The sequence below is a fragment of the Parabacteroides sp. AF17-28 genome, assembly GCF_003479205.1.
Lineage (GTDB): Bacteria > Bacteroidota > Bacteroidia > Bacteroidales > Tannerellaceae > Parabacteroides > Parabacteroides acidifaciens.
The window spans coordinates 1-17,957 of sequence record NZ_QUGV01000039.1 but is presented as its reverse complement, the minus strand read 5'-3'; the positions used below and the strand labels follow the sequence as shown (position 1 = coordinate 17,957).

The window sequence follows — 17,957 nt, the reverse complement described above, 5'->3', positions numbered from 1 at the left end:
AATACCTATACCTCTCCGGAATACGATATATTTTATTAAAATCATAATAAATAACCTGAAAATCGGATTGTTAAATGGAAAACTGCTTTACTTTGCAGTGAATAGAGACAAGTAACAAACGTATGGCGGCAATATCTGCGGGAGAATTTGAACGTATTTTCAAGGACCTTTACAGGCCCTTATGCATGTTTGCACTTCGTTTTACCGAAAAGACGGAAGATGCCGAAGATGTCGTGCAGCAAGCATTTGCCGATGTCTGGGATAAATGCAGCCATAACGTGGCGATTGCCAACTTTAAATCTTATCTGTACCAGGCTGTACGAAACCGTTCCCTCACACTTATCGCCCAGTCCGCCGATACCGGACAGACAACAGAGTTCCTTGCCGATATGGAAGATACGTCGGAGGAGGAACAGATGTACCAGTCCGAGCGCGACGCCCGTCTCTGGGCGGCTATCGACGAATTGCCTCCCGAGCGGAAAAAAATATTTCTGCTTTCCAAACGGGACGGATTGAAATACCAGGAGATTGCGGAGGAACTGAATATATCGATTAAAACAGTCGAGAACCAGATAGGCAAAGCGTTGAAGACGTTGCGGGAGACTGCCGTACGGATTTATTGTTTCTTTTTTTCCTGAGCAGATAGGGGTTTTTTCAGATTTCTTAGTCTTAGTGTTAGAAAGTTTAAAATGTTTGTATCACTAAAACTGAAAAAGAGAGATGAAGAAATTCGTATTATTTGTGATGTTGATGATGTGTGTAGTATCTGTGAATGCACAACGTTGGTCGTTGACGCCGGAAGTGGGAATGACGGCTATCAGTAGAGGCGGAGGTTTCTATTCGGATGAGCAAAAATGGAATTCACGCTGGAAAATGGGCGTTGGGGTTGAATATGCTGTTAAGCCGGATTTCTTTTCTTTGAAATCGGGATTGTATTATACACAGCGCGGATATTCTTACAATACGATTACGTATGGAAGTATTTATCCGACCGGTGCTGAGCAATCGGATGTGATGTTCGGAGAAATCCGTTCTAAGCGGAACAGCCATATCCTGCAAGTGCCTTTGATGGCGAATTTTTCATTCAGGCTGGCGGATGATGTAAGGTTGAATCTGGCTGCCGGTCCGTATGTGGGTTATTCGCTGGGCGATAAAGACCAGTATAGTTATATGGAATATACACCGGGTACAGGCTATGGTTATGGTGGTTATAGCAGTAACGGATATTACGGTGGCAACAGCTATGGTGGCGGATGGACCGGAACGGGTTTTGGACATGAAGGATGGACGCACGACAATCCTTTCGACTGGGGCGTTTCGCTACAGGTCGGAGTAGAGGTGAAACAGTGGGTGATGAACGTCGGTTATGACGCCTCTCTGGGAAAAGAATATAAAGGTGATAAGTGCGATCTTAAATATCACACCCTCAGCCTGTCTGTCGGGTATAAGTTTAAGTTAGGCAAATAACAGTAGGAAGATGAATAACGAGCAAGATGACAGATTTGAAAAACGCCTCCGTTTTGTAGCCCGGCGCTACAAAGAGGGAAGCCTGGATACGGATAAAGCCTGGGAGCGGTTCGCTGCCCGGCAAGGTATTCGCCGCAAGGTGTCTTTCCGCCGTTACTGGATGGCGGCAGCCTCTGTCATGCTCTTGCTGGTTGGATTCGGTACGCTCTATATGACGGAACGGAACAAACCCGAATGGGTGTCTGTCGTTACTGCACCGGGACAGCTGAAGGATGTCTACCTGCCGGACAGCACGTTGGTGGCGATGGCGGGAGGCTCGACGCTCCGGTATGATGCAAAGATATATGGAAAGGAACGGCGTGTGGTGGAGATGACTGGAAAAGCTTTTTTCCAGGTGATGCGGAATGAGGCACGCCCCTTTTCTGTCCATACGGCTCTGACGGAGGTAACGGTGTTGGGAACCAGTTTCCAGGTGAACGAACAGCCGGGCAGCATGGAAGTGAATGTTGTTACCGGTAAAGTCCGTTTTACCGCTGGAAAAGAGCCCGCTCCGGTCGTCCTGACCGCCGGAATGTCGGCCTCTTATTCCAACGAAAAGAAGGAGATCGAGATACTGACGGAGGAAAACCCTAATAATCTTTCCTGGAAGACGAAGCAGTTGCGCTTCAACGATACCCCTTTGGATAAGGTGATCGAGGACCTGAATGATTATTACCATGTGGAGATTACGAATAAGGTGGATTCTCCGGATTCCAGATTGACTGCTACATTCAATGACCTGCCCCTCGACGAAGTTCTGATGGTAATTAATCAGACATTGGATATCCGTCTTGTCTCCCGGGCAGATAAAAGAAAATAAGTATGCATCGTGTTTACCTATTTGTTATAGGGCTTTGTATCTGCTGTCCGTTGCTTCGGGCAACAGGTTTTCCGGCTCTGTCTGTCGATCCGACTCCCGCTGTGACACTGGATATGCGGAATGTACCGCTCCAGGACATCCTGCTGGAGATAGAGAAGCAGACCGGGATCTTCTTTTCATATGAATCGTCCATGCTGAAAGAATATCAGAAGGTTTCGCTGACGGTGCACGAAGAATCTCTGTCCTATTGCCTGAAACGGCTGTTTGACCCGCTGCCGCTTGTCTACCGGGTGACAGGGCAATATGTGATCCTGAAGCAGAAACCCCGCCTGTACACGATCAGCGGTTTTATCCGTGATTCCGCTTCCTACGAGAGCTTGATCTCTGCAACCGTGATCGAGCGGGTTTCCGGGAAAGGTTCTGTCTCCAATAACTACGGTTTCTATAGTATCACGCTGCCACCCGGAAAGGTGGAGTTGTCCTCTTCCTATGTCGGGTATGAGCGTTATACCGTCACTTTTGAACTGACTAAAGATACGCTGGTCGACCTGCCTTTGAAAGCGGCGGGGACCTTGGGAGAAGTAGTCGTACAAGGAATCCTGCCGAGGTCTGACGTACTGAACAGCCGGGTAGGGGTGGTCGATATTCCGGTCAGCCGGGTGAAGTCGCTGCCGGCGCTTTTAGGTGAGGCGGATGTTGTCAAAACCTTGCAGCGACTGCCGGGGACGACAGTCGGGACAGAAGGAATGAGCGGGCTGTTTGTGCGGGGAGGCGATGGGGATGATAACCTCTACCTGCTGGACGGGAACCCGATTTACCATACGAATCATGTACTCGGATTCTTCTCGGCTTTCAATCCGGATGCGGTGAAGAATACGACTTTTTACAAGGGAAGTTTTCCGGCGGAATACGGCGGGAGACTTTCTTCCGTTATAGACGTCCGTACAAACGAGGGAAACCGGAAGGAGTATCACGGGAATGTCTCGATCGGGCTGCTGGCCGCGCGTGCCAATCTGGAAGGGCCGATCATTAAAGACCGCTCCTCCTTCAACGTCTCCGTGCGCCGTACCTGGATGGAGCTGATCACCTGGCCTCTCATGAAGGCGGTGCCCAGTAGTTCGGATACCGACCTGAAAGGCGGCTACCATTTCTATGATATGAATGCCAAAGTGGACTATTCTTTCTCGGACAAGAGCCGTGCCTACCTCAGTTTCTATATGGGCAGCGACAGCTACCGGAACGGGGAGGATTCGAAAGACATACATGGGGAAGACCGCGATTTCCGCTGGCGCTGGGGAAACCTGATCGGGTCTGCCGGATGGAACTACGTGATCAATAAGAAGCTGTTTGCCACATTCACGGGAGGCTACACCCGCTATCGCTCCCATATCATCCAGAAACAAAATACGTTTATGGCCTTCCACGACAGGGGTGACCAGGTGTATTTCCAGGAAGGGCATTACCGTTCGGCTATGGAAGACGTCAGCCTCCGCGCTTCTTTCGACTATCGCCCCAATGCCGACCACCGGATCCGGATGGGAGGTGACTACCTTTTCCATATCTTCCGCCCGGAACAAAGCAACATGAGCTCGTGGTACAAAGATTCGGTCATCACGCAAAAGAACAACACCGTCTTTTCCCACTCCCTGATTCACGGGCATGAAGTCTCGGCGTACGCTGAAGACGAGATGACGCTGACCGACCGCCTCCGGGTGAATGCCGGCCTGCGCCTCACGCTCTTCCATGTGCAGGGCGAAACCTATCAGTCCTTACAACCCCGTTTCTCCGCCCGTTACCTGTTAGGACGGCGGGTGTCGGTCAAGGCCTCCTATACGAAGATGAACCAGTATATCCATTTGCTGTCCAACAGCTATATCAGCCAGCCTACGGACATCTGGGTTCCGGTGACGGGGCAGATCCGTCCGATGAGTGCGCACCAGGTGACCGGCGGCCTGTTCTGGCATTATAAAGGGTTCGACTTTTCGGCGGAGGGTTATTACAAGCGGATGAATAATCTGGTGGAATATAAAGACAACAGCTTGGTCGTGCCGGCTTTTTCCGGTTGGGAAGACCGGGTAGGAGTGGGTAAAGGCCGTTCCTACGGGCTGGAGCTGATGGCGCAGAAGAAGACCGGGCGGTTTAACGGCTGGATCGGTTATACGCTTTCCTGGTCCGACCGCTGGTTCCCGGACGGATCGGTGAACAAAGGCGTCCGTTTCCCCTCCAAATATGACAACCGGCATAAGATCGACATCGTTGCGTCCTACAAACTTTCCCGGAAGGTGGAGCTGACGGCTGCCTGGATGTACAAGTCCGGCAATCACGTCACGATCCAGGACATGTATTACCGCTCTTCGCCGGATTACACCGAAAACGGATACCGGCAGGAATTCTGGTGGTATGGCGGCACAGGCGAGGGCACGAGTGCCAGTTCGCGTAACAATTACCAGCTTTCACCCTACCACCGTCTGGACCTGGGCGCGAACTTCTATCGCTACAAGAAAAACGGGCGGATGGGAATCTGGAACCTGAGCCTCTGTAATGCTTACTTCAAGCCGAATCCGTTCTCTGTCCGTCCCCGCTTCTATACTACCGAGAATGGCCGGGAGGCAGTCCTGGAGCAGACCTTGCTGTTCCTCTTCGTTCCTTCCCTGTCATACACCTATAAATTCTGATGAAGATGAGAAATATATTGTTCATACCCCTTCTGGTTTTGCTGGCCTCCTGTACCCGGGATGTGCCGTTGGATTTGCCGCGCGTACCTCCACGTTTAGTGTTGAACGCTTCTGTTACATCGGATGCGGATGTGACTGCCTTTCTGTCTAAAAGCTGGTTTATCCTCGACACGGTTACGAATGACGGCGTTACCGGCGGGAATATCCAGGTCTATATCAACGACCGTTTGGAGGGAACGATGCAGCCGGCCGCCGACACTAAATTTACGGGACAGTATGTCTTGCCCGGTTGCCGTGCGGGGGTGGGTGACCGCTTGAGGTTAGTTGCTTCTGCGCCTGGTTTCGATCCGGTGGAAGGAGAAACTGTCATGCCCGGCCGGCCGGAGGTATTGTCGGTCGATACGGTCCGCTATATTGCTCCCGAGCACTATTGGGGTATGATGCCCCATTTACGCCTCTACATCCGTTTCCGGGATGAGGCGGGTAAGCGGAATTATTATCGCCTGATTGTCGAGAAGCAGACCGAGTATATCAAGGGGGACAGCGTCATCGTCAGCAGCTCCATGTACCAGACCGATATGTACATCGTGGAGCAGTTCAACCTGAAATATGAAGACCCCGTCTTTCGTTTGACTACCACGAATCCGACGATAGAGCAGTTGGACGGTTACACCTGCCGGGGGACTTTCCCCGACGATACGTTCGACGGCGAAGAATACACCGTCCGGTCGTCCTTTTATCCCGTCTACGATTCATATAAAGGAGATTCGGTCACGACTATTGTGCACTACGATGTCCGGCTGATGACCGTCTCGTCCGATTATTATCAGTACTTGACCGTCGTCCGTAATTTATCCATCTCGCTGGGCGATGCCTATCTGGACGGGTTGGTCGAACCGACTGCTACCTATACGAATGTAAAGGACGGTTTCGGCATCGTCGCCGGTTGCCAGCTCTACCACCACCGCTTCACGATGCCCTTCGGAGATACGGAACCTTGGACTCCCTTCGACAATCCTTTTTGGCCATAGTCACAGTACACGCGACATTTTCCCCGGACAGGATAGGGGTTTTTCCCGGTTTCTTGTCTTATAGTTGAATAGTCAATAAAGAGTGAATGAAGAAGTTTATGAAGAGAGGATGGTTTGCCTGCATCTTTGTGTGGTTGATTTGTTTATCCATGTCGGGGAAGTTGATGGCGCAGGCAAACAGTGGGGATGATGATCGAACGGTTACATTGAATATGCGGAAAGTGCCTCTGAAGGATATTCTGACGGAGGTCGGGAAGCAGGCCGGAGTGACTTTTTCGTATGAATCATCTTTGTTGAAGGAGTTTCAGAAGACAAGTTTCAAAGTAGAGGATGCAGCACTTGACGATTGCTTGGAGCAGCTTTTCCGGGCCTATCCGATCGTGTACAAGAGGACAGGAAACATTGTCGTTCTGAAACGGAAACCCAGACAAGTCACGATCAGCGGTTTTGTGAGGGATCAGACCTCATCGGAATCCCTGGTCGGGGCTTCTGTCTATGATGTGAACAGCCTGAGCGGGGTGGCGACCAATGCCTACGGCTTCTTCAGCCTCTCGTTGACGATTCCTCCGGGTAGCAACGGCATTCCCGTTCGTCTGCAAACATCGTATATCGGCTACGAAAGCCGTTCGTTTACAATTCCTTCCCTGATACAAGATACGGTGCTGGCCATCGTTCTCCAACCCAATGCGGCGATTAAGGAAGTACTGGTGACCGCTTCGGAAACGAATCGCCAGACGGTCCGCAACACGCAGATGGGGGCAATGGAAGTCAGCCATGCCACGATACGTGCAACCCCGACTTTAATGGGCGAGGCCGATATCATCCGTACCCTGCAACTGACACCCGGTGTGTCTGTTGGGACGGAAGGTATCTCCGGCTTGTATGTCCGGGGCGGTAATTCGGATGAGAACCTGTTCCTGATCGACGGCAACCCGGTCTATCAGGTGAACCATATCGGCGGCTTTTTCTCCGCCTTCAACAATGAAGCGATCAAGGGGATGAACTTTTTTAAGGCGGGATTCCCGGCTCGCTACGGCGGACGCCTGTCCTCCGTCGTCGATGTACAGACGAAGGAGGGGAATATGAAAGAGTTCCACGGTAGCGCCTCGTTGGGGCTTATCTCCGGCAACCTGAACCTGGAGGGGCCGATCTGGAAAGATCATACCTCTTTCAATATCGCCCTCCGCCGTACCTGGCTGGATGTGTTGACGACTCCGGCAATGGCGATTATCAACCACAAGAAGAAGGACGGGAACACCTTGAAAGTCCGGTATGCTTTCCATGACCTGAACGCCCGCATCGACCACCGTTTCAGTGAGAAGAGCCGGATGTATCTGAGCCTCTACAACGGGAATGATGCGCTGAAGGCGAAGAATAAGGACGACTGGGAGGGCTATCTGAATACACAGGACTCCTATATGCGCTGGGGAAACCTGGTCGCGTCCGCCGGATGGACCTATGCGTTCAGTAACAAGCTGTTCGGAAAACTTTCCGGTTTCTACACTCGTTACCGTTCCAAGATCAGCTATAGCGAGGAGAAAATTTCCGGCTATGAGGGTTATGAGTACTATCGGCATGCGTTGGACCAGACGATGAACCGGACCGGCATCACCGATTTCGGTGTCCGGACCGCTTTCGACTATCAGCCGGTGGCGGCGCATCATATCCGCTTCGGAGCGGACTATTTGGCACACTATTTCGAGCCGGAATATAACCGGTTGAAGGCGTTGGACAGCGACAAGCCCGACTCCATGCAGATCGGCCAGACCTTCACCGACGAGCATCTGTGGGCGCATGAAGCAGCTGCCTATGCCGAGGACGATTGGGAGATATCCGATGCCTTCCGCCTGAATGCCGGTCTGCGCTTCAGCCTGTTCAATGTGGAGGGCAAGACTTATAAGGGACTCGAACCGCGTGTCTCCCTGCGCTGGTTGCTTTCACGGGATCTCAGCCTGAAGGCTTCCTATTCCCGGATGAACCAGTATGTACACCTGATCAGTAATAGCTTTATGGATCTCCCGACCGACTCCTGGATGCCGGTGACCAGTCGCCTGAAGCCGCTTATCAGCGACCAGGTTTCGCTGGGCGCCTACTATAACTGGAACCGATTGTTGGACTTCTCCGTCGAAGGCTATTATAAGAAGATGAACAACCTGCTGGAATATAAGGATGGCTATAGCCTGATCCCCTCGTCCGTCTCGTGGGAGGATAAGATGGCTGTCGGTGAAGGACGTGCCTATGGACTCGAATTCATGGTCCGCAAGCAGACAGGCCGGACGACCGGCTGGGTGGGCTATTCGCTGGCCTGGGCAGACCGTCAGTTCGACGATATAAACAAAGGTATGCGCTATCCTTCCCGCTACGACAACCGGCATAAGCTGAACATCGTGGCGATGCACAAGCTGTCGGACAAGGTGGAGCTGTCGGCCGCCTGGACTTATTCGTCCGGCAACTATACGACGTTGTCGCTCGAGAACTTCCGGCCCAACGACCACCTGCACCTGCCGGGTGAAACGTCTTCCTGGGGGACGGGCAGCGAGGATTATTACGACAAGCGCAATAATTATCAACTTCCTGCTTATCACCGCCTGGATCTGGGAATCAATATCTACCGGCCTAAGAAAAAGGGACGGATGGGGATCTGGAATGTCAGCATTTATAATGTCTATTGCCGGATGAATCCGATTATGGTTTACAAGGGTGATGTGAAAGATAAGACGTCAGAGAATGGGACGACCTATCGGAATGCATTCAAGTCGGTCGGTATCTTCCCGATTATCCCGTCGGTTTCATACACCTATAAGTTTTAAATGATGATGAATATGAATCTGAGATATAGTATCAGCCTGTTGGCTTTAATGTCGTTCGTCTTTTACGGTTGCGAGCGGGAGATCAACCTGGAACACCTGCGGCCGGACCCGAAACTGGTGTTGAATTGTCTGGCGTTGCAAGGCGATACGTTGGCTGTGGAGCTTTCGCGCACCTGGTTTTATACCGAGGATATTCCGGATGTTTATGTCTCCGGTGCCGATGTGGAACTGTATGTGAACGATGTGTTCCGCGAACGGCTGACCGAGACGAAGAATGAAGGGGGCTACCCGGTGGATGAGACCATCCGGTATAAATCGCTTTTTTATCTCCCGGCCACCGGCGACCGGATTCGTATTGTTGCCTCGAAGGAAGGTTTTAAGACTGCCGAGGCTGTTACGGAGATTCCCCGGCCCTGTGCCGTCTCGGACTGTCGCCTGATCCAGGAAACGGTGAGGGATACTTCTTCTTGGGGGGACGACTACACCTATATTTATGTTTCTCAGACGAACAAGATTCAGTTCACCCTTCGGGATGAGCCGGGCGAGGAGAACTATTACCTGCTCTATCTCCGCCAGGGGAATGTCTATGGAGGGGATGAAGATACGACTTACCGTTGGTCTTCTTTCTTTCCGGACTACGGAAGCGAACCTTTGTTTGCTGTTCAAAGCTCCGCTTTCGACCAGATACTCGGTTACGACGGTGTTGGAGGCTATAACGGGCTTGCCTTTTCGGACGAACTGTTCGCGGGGAAGAGCTATCAGTTCAACATCCCCTGGAACATGAGTTACAGCTATACTGAAAACGTAGTCAACCATCCCTACCGCTATCGTTGTTACGTCTACTCCATTTCCCGATCCTACTATAACTATATGAAGAGCTTGAACGACCTCTACGAAAGCGGCTTCACCGGTGACCTGGCGGAAATTGGCTTTGCCGAACCGATCCGTATCTATTCGAATGTGGAAGGCGGTACCGGCATCCTGGGTGGCGGCTACCTGTATTCCCAAGAGTTCGAAGGGGAATAGTAGGGGCGGGATTTGCCCGCCCTACGTATTGTCATTTATTGTTTGATTGAACCTGTGATTGTTAATATGCTGTTTGCCGGTATCTTTATCCGGTTTCCTGTTGCTTCGTAACTGCTCCAGTTGTTCTTTTCATCCGTGAGGGCGCAGGATACTTGGCCGTTCCATGCTTGGTTATCCATTTGCAGGCAGGTTTGTCTGTCGCTCGCTGTCGGGTTGATGGCTACAACAGTGAAGTCGTTTCCGTTTTTATAGGCGGAGACGAACAGGCTGTCCGCCGCATGGTCCGTTTCTACGCCGATACGCTTGCTGCCGACCGGAATGTAACGGGAGAAGTTGCCGAACGTATAGAAGCGCTTGGTCATCCGGTAATTCTGCCGGTCGGGGTTCAGTACGATCAGTCCTTCGTTATTATCGGCCGGAAGTGCGCCCGCCCACCAGATACAGGCGCTTGCACCTGCGGTTGTCAGATATTTATGGAACGTGATGGCCCACTTAATGCCGTCTTGGATAGTGGTGTCCAGCGCTTCCGTGTCACTGATTTCCGTCAGCCAGACTGGAATGCCTGCTTTTGAGGCTTCTGCGAGCGGCTCGATAGGCGTTTTCAGACTGTCTTTCGGCGCCGGATAGGAATCCGGAAGCGTGTATCCGTGTCCGGCGGCAATAACCGGGAAGCGGGTGATGTCAGGATACCGGTTGATGATCGCATCGGTGAAATGCCGGGAAGAAATAAAAGCGGCTTGCGAGCTGACGGCTGACCAGAAAGGATTCTCGCCAAATACGATATGTGCCGCTATGCCTTTCTTTTGGAAAGTCGGCCCCAGATAGTCCATAATGAACTCCCCCATCTTGCCGGATGTCCACAAAGAAGAGTTCCAGGGGGCGGCATAGCCCGGTTCATTGGCGGGCGAGATCGCATACGGTTCCAGTCCGGCCGATTTGTAGGCTTCATAGAAAGCCGCCAGGTAATCGGCAAATACCTGGTTATAGGCCGGATTCAGTTCGCCTTGTGAAACCTCTCCGTTACTTTTCATATAAGCCGGAGCGCTCCAGACGGAAAAGAACAGCTTATCTGTTTTACATTTTTCTTTGACATAACGGCTGATCCATAATTGTCCGCGTCGCTTTATATCGTCCGATTCTTCCGTGAAGAAGTCGTCCGTCAAGGGAAGGTCGATGTTGTCATCGAGGTTGAAATCTTTATCCTGTCGGTTTTCCCAGTAATGGGGGAAGATTTCTCCCCGTAGGATACTTAGGCGAAGGCCGTCGTTCCCAAACATTTTTTGCAACACTTCTTCCCGCTTGAAGTGGGCGTAGAGCTTGTCCGACCAGCCGGCCTGTGCAATGCCGAAACCGTCTATCACCTGTTTCTCGTCATTCCAGCGGATGTCGATCTTGCAGTCGGGTTGCTGTACCTCTTTACAAGAAAATCCTGCTACCGAGATAAAGCAGAAAAGGAGGATGTTTCTAAGTCTGTCCATTTTGTTCGTGGCTTAATATGTGTTATTTGGTCAGGGTGAAAGTCGCCAATACAGCTTTATGGTCGGTCGGCCAGATGGCAAGGGGCTCGATGATCGGATCGGAAGTTTCTTCCGTTACCCGTTCGCCCCGAAGGATATCGCCTTTCGGGCCGATGATGCTGACGTTTGTGAGCGACAGGCCTTCGAACGGCGCATACATGATGAAGTCTATGCGGTCGCGGTCGTCTGCTTCCGGCGACCAGACCAGGCGCTTGAGGTCGACATCCGGGCAGGCTGCCGGGCAGGTGAATCCCGGATAGCGGACCGGGTCCGGGTACATTTCGCGATATGAATCCTTGAAACCTGCTTTTGCCAGCATCATGGAACAGTCCCAGGGAACGACAACGCCGTGATGGTCGAACATATCTTTTGTCGCTTCCGTCCAGTCGAGGTGCGAAGGTTCGTTGAAGTCGCCGCCCAAGATAACGATACGGCCTGCTTCGCGGTCTTTTTTTGCTTCGACCAGGAATTTGGCAATGGCGTCATCGCGTACGGAAGCCCGGTTCAAGAACAGGATGGAGTCTATGTCTGTCACCGCTTCCTCTTTCTCCCAAGTATTCCCGTTGTAGCCGCGAACGTCATAGTAAGCGCAGTTGCGGTAATCCAGGTGGGTGGTATAGACGGCGAACTCCTGCTCCCCTTTTTTCGTGACCAGGCGGTACATGCTTCCCCGGTCATCGTTTAAAGGATAAATGGTCGTGCTGTCCGAAATCGGGTAACGGCTGAGCAGTCCCGAATCTTCCGTGTAGAAAGAATAATACGTCTGTCCTCTCTCCTTTAAAGCTTCCACGATCCGGTCGCAAAAGCGGGTGTTGTGGTAATTGCGTACCTCACTCAGGGTCACGAAATCGGCATCGCTGCGGACAATCTCGTCCGCCAGTGCGGCGAAACCGCCTTTTACGACGGTGCCCTCTTGCCAGATGTTAAACTGTAATACTTTGAATGTTTCTGTTTTCTGGCAGGATGACAGCCCGAAAACCAGCATCAGGAGCAACAGGAATGTTGCTCTGAGATTGTCTTTTCTCATGTTGATTGTGTGTTTATTTGTTTAATTATGCCTCTTTTTAGTTGCCGATCCGGAAGGTACCGATTTTACCTGCCGGATAGAACATGAACTGGCGTTCCATCTTTCCGCGAATCGGATTGTATTCGTAGTTGATCCCTACTCCGACCCTGAAACCGCTGTCGTTCACTTTAAATTCGAACGCTCCGCCCACATTCGTGTGGTTGTAGAACGGGTTCAACATCAGGTGCGGGTTGTTTTTCTCTTTGGATTCATAGAAGGTATATTGCCCCCATCCCCTGACTGTCATCCAGTCCGTTACGTCGTAACTGGCCATCGCATTGAAGCCGCCCATAAATTGCGGGGAAGGGTTGAAGGGCGTAAAATAGCGCCCGGCAAAAGCTCCGCCTGAGAGGGAGAAGCGTTCGTGAGTCCATAACAATTCCGTATTAATGCGGGTCAGACCGCCTACGCCCGGCCATGTGTATTGTTGTCCGCTCGTGATGAATGCCAACTGCTCGCTGACAGGGACAACCGATACTTCGTGGAAATCGAGCGCCATCGGCGAAACCCGTCGCAGCATCGGCGTGTAGGGATTGAAAAAAGGTTGGTAGGCCGCGGATGAAATGATCATATCCATCGGCCGTTCCTGGTCGAAGACAGATGAAGTCGGCAGGTCGGGAATGAACTCACGCAACTTGGCTTCGATCAGTTGCCTGTCCGAAGGCGTGAAATTCCTGTATGCGAACTTGGGCAGGTTCAGGTCGAATACCGCCCGTTTGGGCACTACCACCATTCTCCCTTCAGCGGTTCTGATCCAAGTCAGATCCGATTGTGCCTGCATAGAGAATGCGCACAATAATAATATGATTAAACTTATTCCCCGCTTCATACATCAACTCTTTTAATAATGCGAAGATAAAAATAAATTTAGATATTTGTGTATAAATAATCGAGATTGGTGCAACTATTCGAAAACCTTTTTCATCATACAATCAGAGAGTAGCAAGTATTTATGGACGAACAACTGTTAATCGACGGATGTAAGCGTGGCGAAACATCGGCTCGTAAAGAATTATACGAGCTGTACGCACCTGCCATGATGAGCGTATGTGCCCGGTACGTCCGTGACAGGAAACGGCCCGCGACTTGCTTCAGGATGGATTTATCAAAGTATTCACCAAGATACAGACCTATTCGGCCACAGGTCCTTTTGGCGCCTGGGTGCGAAGGATCTTTGTAACGACGGCACTCGAATATCTCCGTAAATACGATGCTCTCCGGTTGAGTGCCCCGATTGATGAATATGGCGAACAGGTTGAAGACACGGATGCATCCGTATTGGATCGCCTTTCGGCAGATGATTTGCTGGAATGTATCTCCCGGCTGCCCAACGGCTACCGGACAGTCTTCAACCTGTATGCCATCGAAGGATATACGCATAAGGAAATAGCGGCCATGCTGAATATCCAGGAGATCACTTCCCGTTCGCAGTTTACACGGGCGCGGAAAGCTTTACAGGAAATGGTTCAATCTTTAATAACGCAAGACGATGTCAGCAGAAACAGAACATAAGGAGCAATTAGACCTGTTCAGTTTGAAGGTGAAGCAAAAACTGGAAGATCACCGGCTGCCTGTCGACAGCGGGTGCTGGGAACAGATCGAAGCGAAGGTGTCTGAGCGTCCGCGCCGTTCTTGGTGGCGGATCGGAGGCTGGGCGACTGCTGCTGCCGCTGTTATTGCATTGCTGCTGTTGATGCGTCTTGGCTCACCCGTTCCCGCGCCTGACGCGGGATCGCAAGAGAACGGATTAGTGGCGGATAAGGTTGAGTCGGAAGTGGAACAAGCCGAACCGGGCAAAGTGGATTTGCCGGATACGGCAGGAGTAGATGCGATCCCGCGTCAGGCGCGGGAACGGGTGGCTCGTCCGATGAAGAAGATGGATGTGATAGCCCGTATAGACACGATTGCCTGGGAAGATACTTCTGTCGATGAGGCGGAAGTCGGGCTTCCGGCAGAAGCAGCGGTTTCGAAGCCGGCTGCTAAAACGCCTTCCGTGCGCCATCAGGGACCTGAGCCGGAAAGGCGCCGGACAAGAGACTTGATTGCTGTAGTGGACAAGCCGAAGGCAAAAGGCGGCAAATGGCAAGTCGGGGCGAATATGGGAACGGGCGGACATGTCTCTTTAGGGTTGAACCTGCAGGGGGACGAATCTCAAGGTGGAATAGACAGTAATGACCCGAATCCCGGCTATCCTTTTCCTCCTATCGAAGAGAAACCGGACTGGAATATGAAACGCGGGCCGGAATCGTTCTCCAATGTCGATTGTGCACCGCCGTTATCATTCGGCTTTACTGTCCGGAAGAACCTGAACAACCGTATCGCACTCGAGAGCGGGCTTGTCTATACCTACCTGTATTCCAAGATGAACGAGAGTGGGGCTGTCAGCTATAAGGCTACGTTGGGATTGCACTATTTAGGCATTCCGGTTAACCTGGTGGTCAAGTTGTGGGACAATCCGAATTGGAACGTATATGTATCCGGAGGTTTTATGGTGGAAAAGGGATTACGTTCCCTTTACCACCTGGAAGCTTATCGTCTGGATGAACACAAAGCAGGAACAGTCCGTTCCGGCATCCACGGTTTGCAAGGATCGCTAAACCTTTCCATCGGCGTCTCTTACCGTGTCTACCGCGATTGGAACCTTTACCTGGAACCGCGTTATTCCTACTATTTCGACAACAACCAGCCGATGAGCTACCGTACCGAGAATACGACACTGATTGGTGTCGGGGCCGGTGTGCGGTTCGAATTTTGAGGCAGGCTATTCGCTCCGCAAACTCTTGACCGGATTGCTTGATGCCGCCCGGTAGCTGTGCCAACCGACCGTCAACAGGGTGATGACCAGAACCGTCAGTCCGCCCAGCAGGAAATGGATCGGCGCGACACTGACCCGGTTGGCGAATCCTTCCAGCCAACGGTTCAGCAAAAGCCAGGTGACAGGAACGGCAATCACAAAAGCAATCGCAATCCATCCCGCAAATTGTCTGAGCAACAGCAGCATGATATTTCCTGTGCTGGCCCCGTTCACCTTTCGGATTCCGATTTCCTTGGTCCGTTGTTCGGTCGCATACAGCGCCATGCCGAACAGACCGAAGCAAGTCAGGAATATACTGATAATGGCATACATCAACAGCAGGTTCGCCATATCGGTGGTTTTCCGGTTGCGTTGCATGAAGCCGGCATAGACATCTACATAAGTGAAGTATTCGCTTGGATTTACTTTCTCCCATACGGTCCGTATCGCCTCCATCCCTTCCTTTTTCCGCTTTTCGTCGAGTTTAACATAGAGCATCTGGAAATTCTTGGCACTGGCATCACTGAGGTAGATCAGGGCTGGCATCACTTCTTCTTCCAGCGTATTAATGTAGATATCACTGACAATCCCGCAAATCGTACAGCTTTGCCCCGTGCCGTCGTCGAAATACTTGTCGTATTGCTGGATCGGCTGCCCGACTGGGTTTTCACCGGCTGGGACCAGGATGTTTGCGTATCTTTGGTTTATATAGACCGGCCGATCATACTTCCGTATCGCTTCTTCGGGTGTCACTCCCTGAAGAATTTGTATGTCCAATGTTTTCAGAAGACTCTCTTCACCCATATACTGGACCATCGAATGATACGTCTCCGATCCGTCTTTGTTATCAATAATGATCTGCCGAAGCCAGGCGTAAAGGATTGAACCTCCGGCACGCGTAATGGAGGCTATTCCCGGTTTGTCTTTTAGCTCTGCCGCGATTGTGCTGACATTCACGTTTCCACCCATCCAGTTTCCGATCTCGACCAGATTACGGTAGCTTTCTCCTTTCTTTTGGACCAGCCTTAACTGTGCATGTATGGTCAGTGTACCGATAATCAGGCCGATGGATATGACATATTGTATAATGGATAGTGCAGTGACGATCTTTCTTTTCTTATTTCCGGTAAAAAATATGCGGTAGTTGCTATCCGTCAGGTTAGAGATTTTCCGGCTCATATAGCAGGCGGGGATGACAGATAAGACCAGGATCAGACCGCTAATAAAAGGTAACACCTGGCTGTTCAAGAAAAAGCCGGTTGTGATTCGTCCGGACATGATCCGGTTGAAGGCCGGAACCAGATCGTGGGCGATCAGTAGCGACAGTAAAAAGGCGATACCGACTGTCAGGAAAGTATCCAGAAACAGTTGGGAATTGATCTCCGAACGTGTTGCCCCCATCAGCTTCTGTGTATGCACGATCCGTATCTGTTGAAGAATCCGGGAGAAGCTGAGGTTGATATAGTTGAAGCAGGCAATCAGCAGAATCAGCAGTGCCGAGATCAGCCCGATGAGCAATAGCGACCGTTGCGACCGGACGATATAGGGAATAGACTCCTGTGTATAGTGTTGGAAGTAGGAGTCTTGCAAGGAGGTGAAATGATAACTCCCTTTCTCTTGTTGAAGCGTGGGAACCCCATCCGTTTTTATCTTCTTGGCAAATCCCTCTTTATCGAATGAGGCGGATACTTTCAGAAGAGCGATCCCGCCGTGGTATTCCTGTTCGTTGCCGGTAAGCATGTCGAATCTGATATAAGACTGCGGATATTCTTTCAGGACAGCTGCGATTTGGAAAGACCGGGAAGGTGCTATTACTTCATCGTTATACCGCATACCTCCATCCGCAAGATCTATCTGAACGATCTTCCCTATGGGATTTGCATCTCCGAACAGTTTTCGAGCGCAAGATTCGCTTAATGCCGCTTTATCCGGGGCGGAAAGAGCGTCTTGCAAGTCGCCATACAATACTTTATACTTGAAGAAATGGGCAAATGTCGTGTCAGTAGTGGTGATTAGAATAGGCTCATATCGTTTATCTCCTATGGTGACTGATTTGCAATTAATCGCGCTGAAGCGCAGATAATCCTCGACCTCCGTATATTTCTCTTTTAAATCAATCGGAATTTGTCCTACGATATAAGAAACGATCTCACCTGACTTCATCGGCGAGTCTTGCGCCATATAGACAATCTTGTCCTTATCCGGATTACTTGCCTCTATATTGAATTCATAAATGACAAAGGCCGCCAACAGGTTTGTACAGGCAATTCCGATGGCAAGGCTGACGATTGAAATAATGGAAAACGTCTTGTTCCGCCACCAACTACGGAGGACAAGTTTAAGTGCAACTGCTTTCATGACTATCTCTTGATTAATGAACCAAAACTATCCCCTTTTGTCGGACACCCCAAACAATCAACCGCTTTTTTCTCCGGATAAGGATGAATTTGTCTAATTGTTGGACAGTGCAAGGGAAATGTTGTTTCATAATTTGGCAGATATGAACCAATAAATGAAGATTTATCGGTGAGCAGCAGAGGCCTCGTAGGGGCGGTTCGCGAACCGCCCGAATGGCAACGTTGTCTTAGGGCTGTAAGCCCGGCAGATCTCAGCCCAAGGCGTAAGCCTTGGGTTAGGGAAACGTTCCCCTTCTCCTCTTAGCCCTCGTATGTTTGCAAAGAATTATTAGAATCGAATAAAAAGTATAATATT

12 protein-coding genes and 1 pseudogene are annotated in these 17,957 nt (G+C 51.0%); 9 read left to right on the top strand and 4 right to left on the bottom strand.

All coding sequences use genetic code 11. The features are described from left to right. Positions 1-122: 122 nt before the first annotated feature. From DWW90_RS19260 to DWW90_RS19230, 7 genes are all read left to right on the top strand, one after another. Positions 123-638 (top strand): RNA polymerase sigma-70 factor, encoded by a 516-nt coding sequence (locus DWW90_RS19260; protein ID WP_115500056.1) that lies wholly within the window; start codon positions 123-125, stop codon positions 636-638. Positions 639-720: 82 nt separating this feature from the next. After that, positions 721-1,467: a porin family protein gene (locus tag DWW90_RS19255; RefSeq protein ID WP_122346137.1), complete on the top strand. Its 747-nt coding sequence runs from the start codon at positions 721-723 to the stop codon at positions 1,465-1,467. 10 nt (positions 1,468-1,477) lie between these two features. Then, complete coding sequence (locus DWW90_RS19250) at positions 1,478-2,326, top strand: FecR family protein (protein WP_122346136.1); 849 nt, start codon at positions 1,478-1,480, stop codon at positions 2,324-2,326. Positions 2,327-2,328: 2 nt separating this feature from the next. Beyond that, positions 2,329-5,001: a TonB-dependent receptor gene (locus tag DWW90_RS19245; RefSeq protein WP_122346135.1), complete on the top strand. Its 2,673-nt coding sequence runs from the start codon at positions 2,329-2,331 to the stop codon at positions 4,999-5,001. Positions 5,002-5,006: 5 nt separating this feature from the next. Beyond that, positions 5,007-6,032 (top strand): DUF4249 domain-containing protein, encoded by a 1,026-nt coding sequence (locus DWW90_RS19240; protein WP_122346146.1) that lies wholly within the window; start codon positions 5,007-5,009, stop codon positions 6,030-6,032. Positions 6,033-6,118: 86 nt separating this feature from the next. Then, on the top strand, positions 6,119-8,842 hold the full coding sequence (locus DWW90_RS19235) for a TonB-dependent receptor (protein WP_122346134.1): 2,724 nt from the start codon (positions 6,119-6,121) through the stop codon (positions 8,840-8,842). 12 nt (positions 8,843-8,854) lie between these two features. Further along, entirely contained in the window at positions 8,855-9,868 is a 1,014-nt protein-coding gene (locus DWW90_RS19230; protein WP_233547830.1) for a DUF4249 domain-containing protein, read from the top strand. Between the two features lie 35 nt (positions 9,869-9,903). On the opposite strand, the gene DWW90_RS19225 is transcribed toward DWW90_RS19230, so the two are convergent. The 3 genes from DWW90_RS19225 to DWW90_RS19215 are packed head-to-tail and all read right to left on the bottom strand — an operon-like array spanning position 9,904 to position 13,280. Next, positions 9,904-11,346 (bottom strand): glycoside hydrolase, encoded by a 1,443-nt coding sequence (locus DWW90_RS19225; protein WP_122346133.1) that lies wholly within the window; start codon positions 11,344-11,346, stop codon positions 9,904-9,906. A 22-nt stretch (positions 11,347-11,368) separates the two neighbouring features. Beyond that, complete coding sequence (locus DWW90_RS19220) at positions 11,369-12,412, bottom strand: endonuclease/exonuclease/phosphatase family protein (RefSeq protein WP_122346132.1); 1,044 nt, start codon at positions 12,410-12,412, stop codon at positions 11,369-11,371. Between the two features lie 37 nt (positions 12,413-12,449). Continuing rightward, positions 12,450-13,280: a hypothetical protein gene (locus DWW90_RS19215; RefSeq protein ID WP_122346131.1), complete on the bottom strand. Its 831-nt coding sequence runs from the start codon at positions 13,278-13,280 to the stop codon at positions 12,450-12,452. Positions 13,281-13,403: 123 nt separating this feature from the next. Here DWW90_RS19215 and DWW90_RS19210 point away from each other — a divergent pair. Together DWW90_RS19210 and DWW90_RS19205 are read left to right on the top strand one after the other, a co-directional pair. Then, positions 13,404-13,963 (top strand): annotated as a pseudogene (locus tag DWW90_RS19210) (RNA polymerase sigma factor). Then, entirely contained in the window at positions 13,941-15,206 is a 1,266-nt protein-coding gene (locus DWW90_RS19205; RefSeq protein ID WP_122346130.1) for a porin family protein, read from the top strand. Before DWW90_RS19210 ends, DWW90_RS19205 begins: the two are co-directional and overlap by 23 nt. Positions 15,207-15,212: 6 nt before the next feature. Here the strand turns inward: DWW90_RS19205 and DWW90_RS19200 are convergent, their stop codons facing one another. Further along, entirely contained in the window at positions 15,213-17,603 is a 2,391-nt protein-coding gene (locus DWW90_RS19200) for an ABC transporter permease (RefSeq protein WP_122346129.1), read from the bottom strand. Between the last annotated feature and the right edge of the window lie 354 nt (positions 17,604-17,957).

Coding starts and splice junctions, on each gene's coding strand:
- DWW90_RS19260 (WP_115500056.1), top strand. CDS start 123: ATGGCGGCAATATCTGCGGGAGAATTTGAACGTATTTTCAAGGACCTT.
- DWW90_RS19255 (WP_122346137.1), top strand. CDS start 721: ATGAAGAAATTCGTATTATTTGTGATGTTGATGATGTGTGTAGTATCT.
- DWW90_RS19250 (WP_122346136.1), top strand. CDS start 1,478: ATGAATAACGAGCAAGATGACAGATTTGAAAAACGCCTCCGTTTTGTA.
- DWW90_RS19245 (WP_122346135.1), top strand. CDS start 2,329: ATGCATCGTGTTTACCTATTTGTTATAGGGCTTTGTATCTGCTGTCCG.
- DWW90_RS19240 (WP_122346146.1), top strand. CDS start 5,007: ATGAGAAATATATTGTTCATACCCCTTCTGGTTTTGCTGGCCTCCTGT.
- DWW90_RS19235 (WP_122346134.1), top strand. CDS start 6,119: ATGAAGAAGTTTATGAAGAGAGGATGGTTTGCCTGCATCTTTGTGTGG.
- DWW90_RS19230 (WP_233547830.1), top strand. CDS start 8,855: ATGAATCTGAGATATAGTATCAGCCTGTTGGCTTTAATGTCGTTCGTC.
- DWW90_RS19225 (WP_122346133.1), bottom strand. CDS start 11,346: ATGGACAGACTTAGAAACATCCTCCTTTTCTGCTTTATCTCGGTAGCA.
- DWW90_RS19220 (WP_122346132.1), bottom strand. CDS start 12,412: ATGAGAAAAGACAATCTCAGAGCAACATTCCTGTTGCTCCTGATGCTG.
- DWW90_RS19215 (WP_122346131.1), bottom strand. CDS start 13,280: ATGAAGCGGGGAATAAGTTTAATCATATTATTATTGTGCGCATTCTCT.
- DWW90_RS19205 (WP_122346130.1), top strand. CDS start 13,941: ATGTCAGCAGAAACAGAACATAAGGAGCAATTAGACCTGTTCAGTTTG.
- DWW90_RS19200 (WP_122346129.1), bottom strand. CDS start 17,603: ATGAAAGCAGTTGCACTTAAACTTGTCCTCCGTAGTTGGTGGCGGAAC.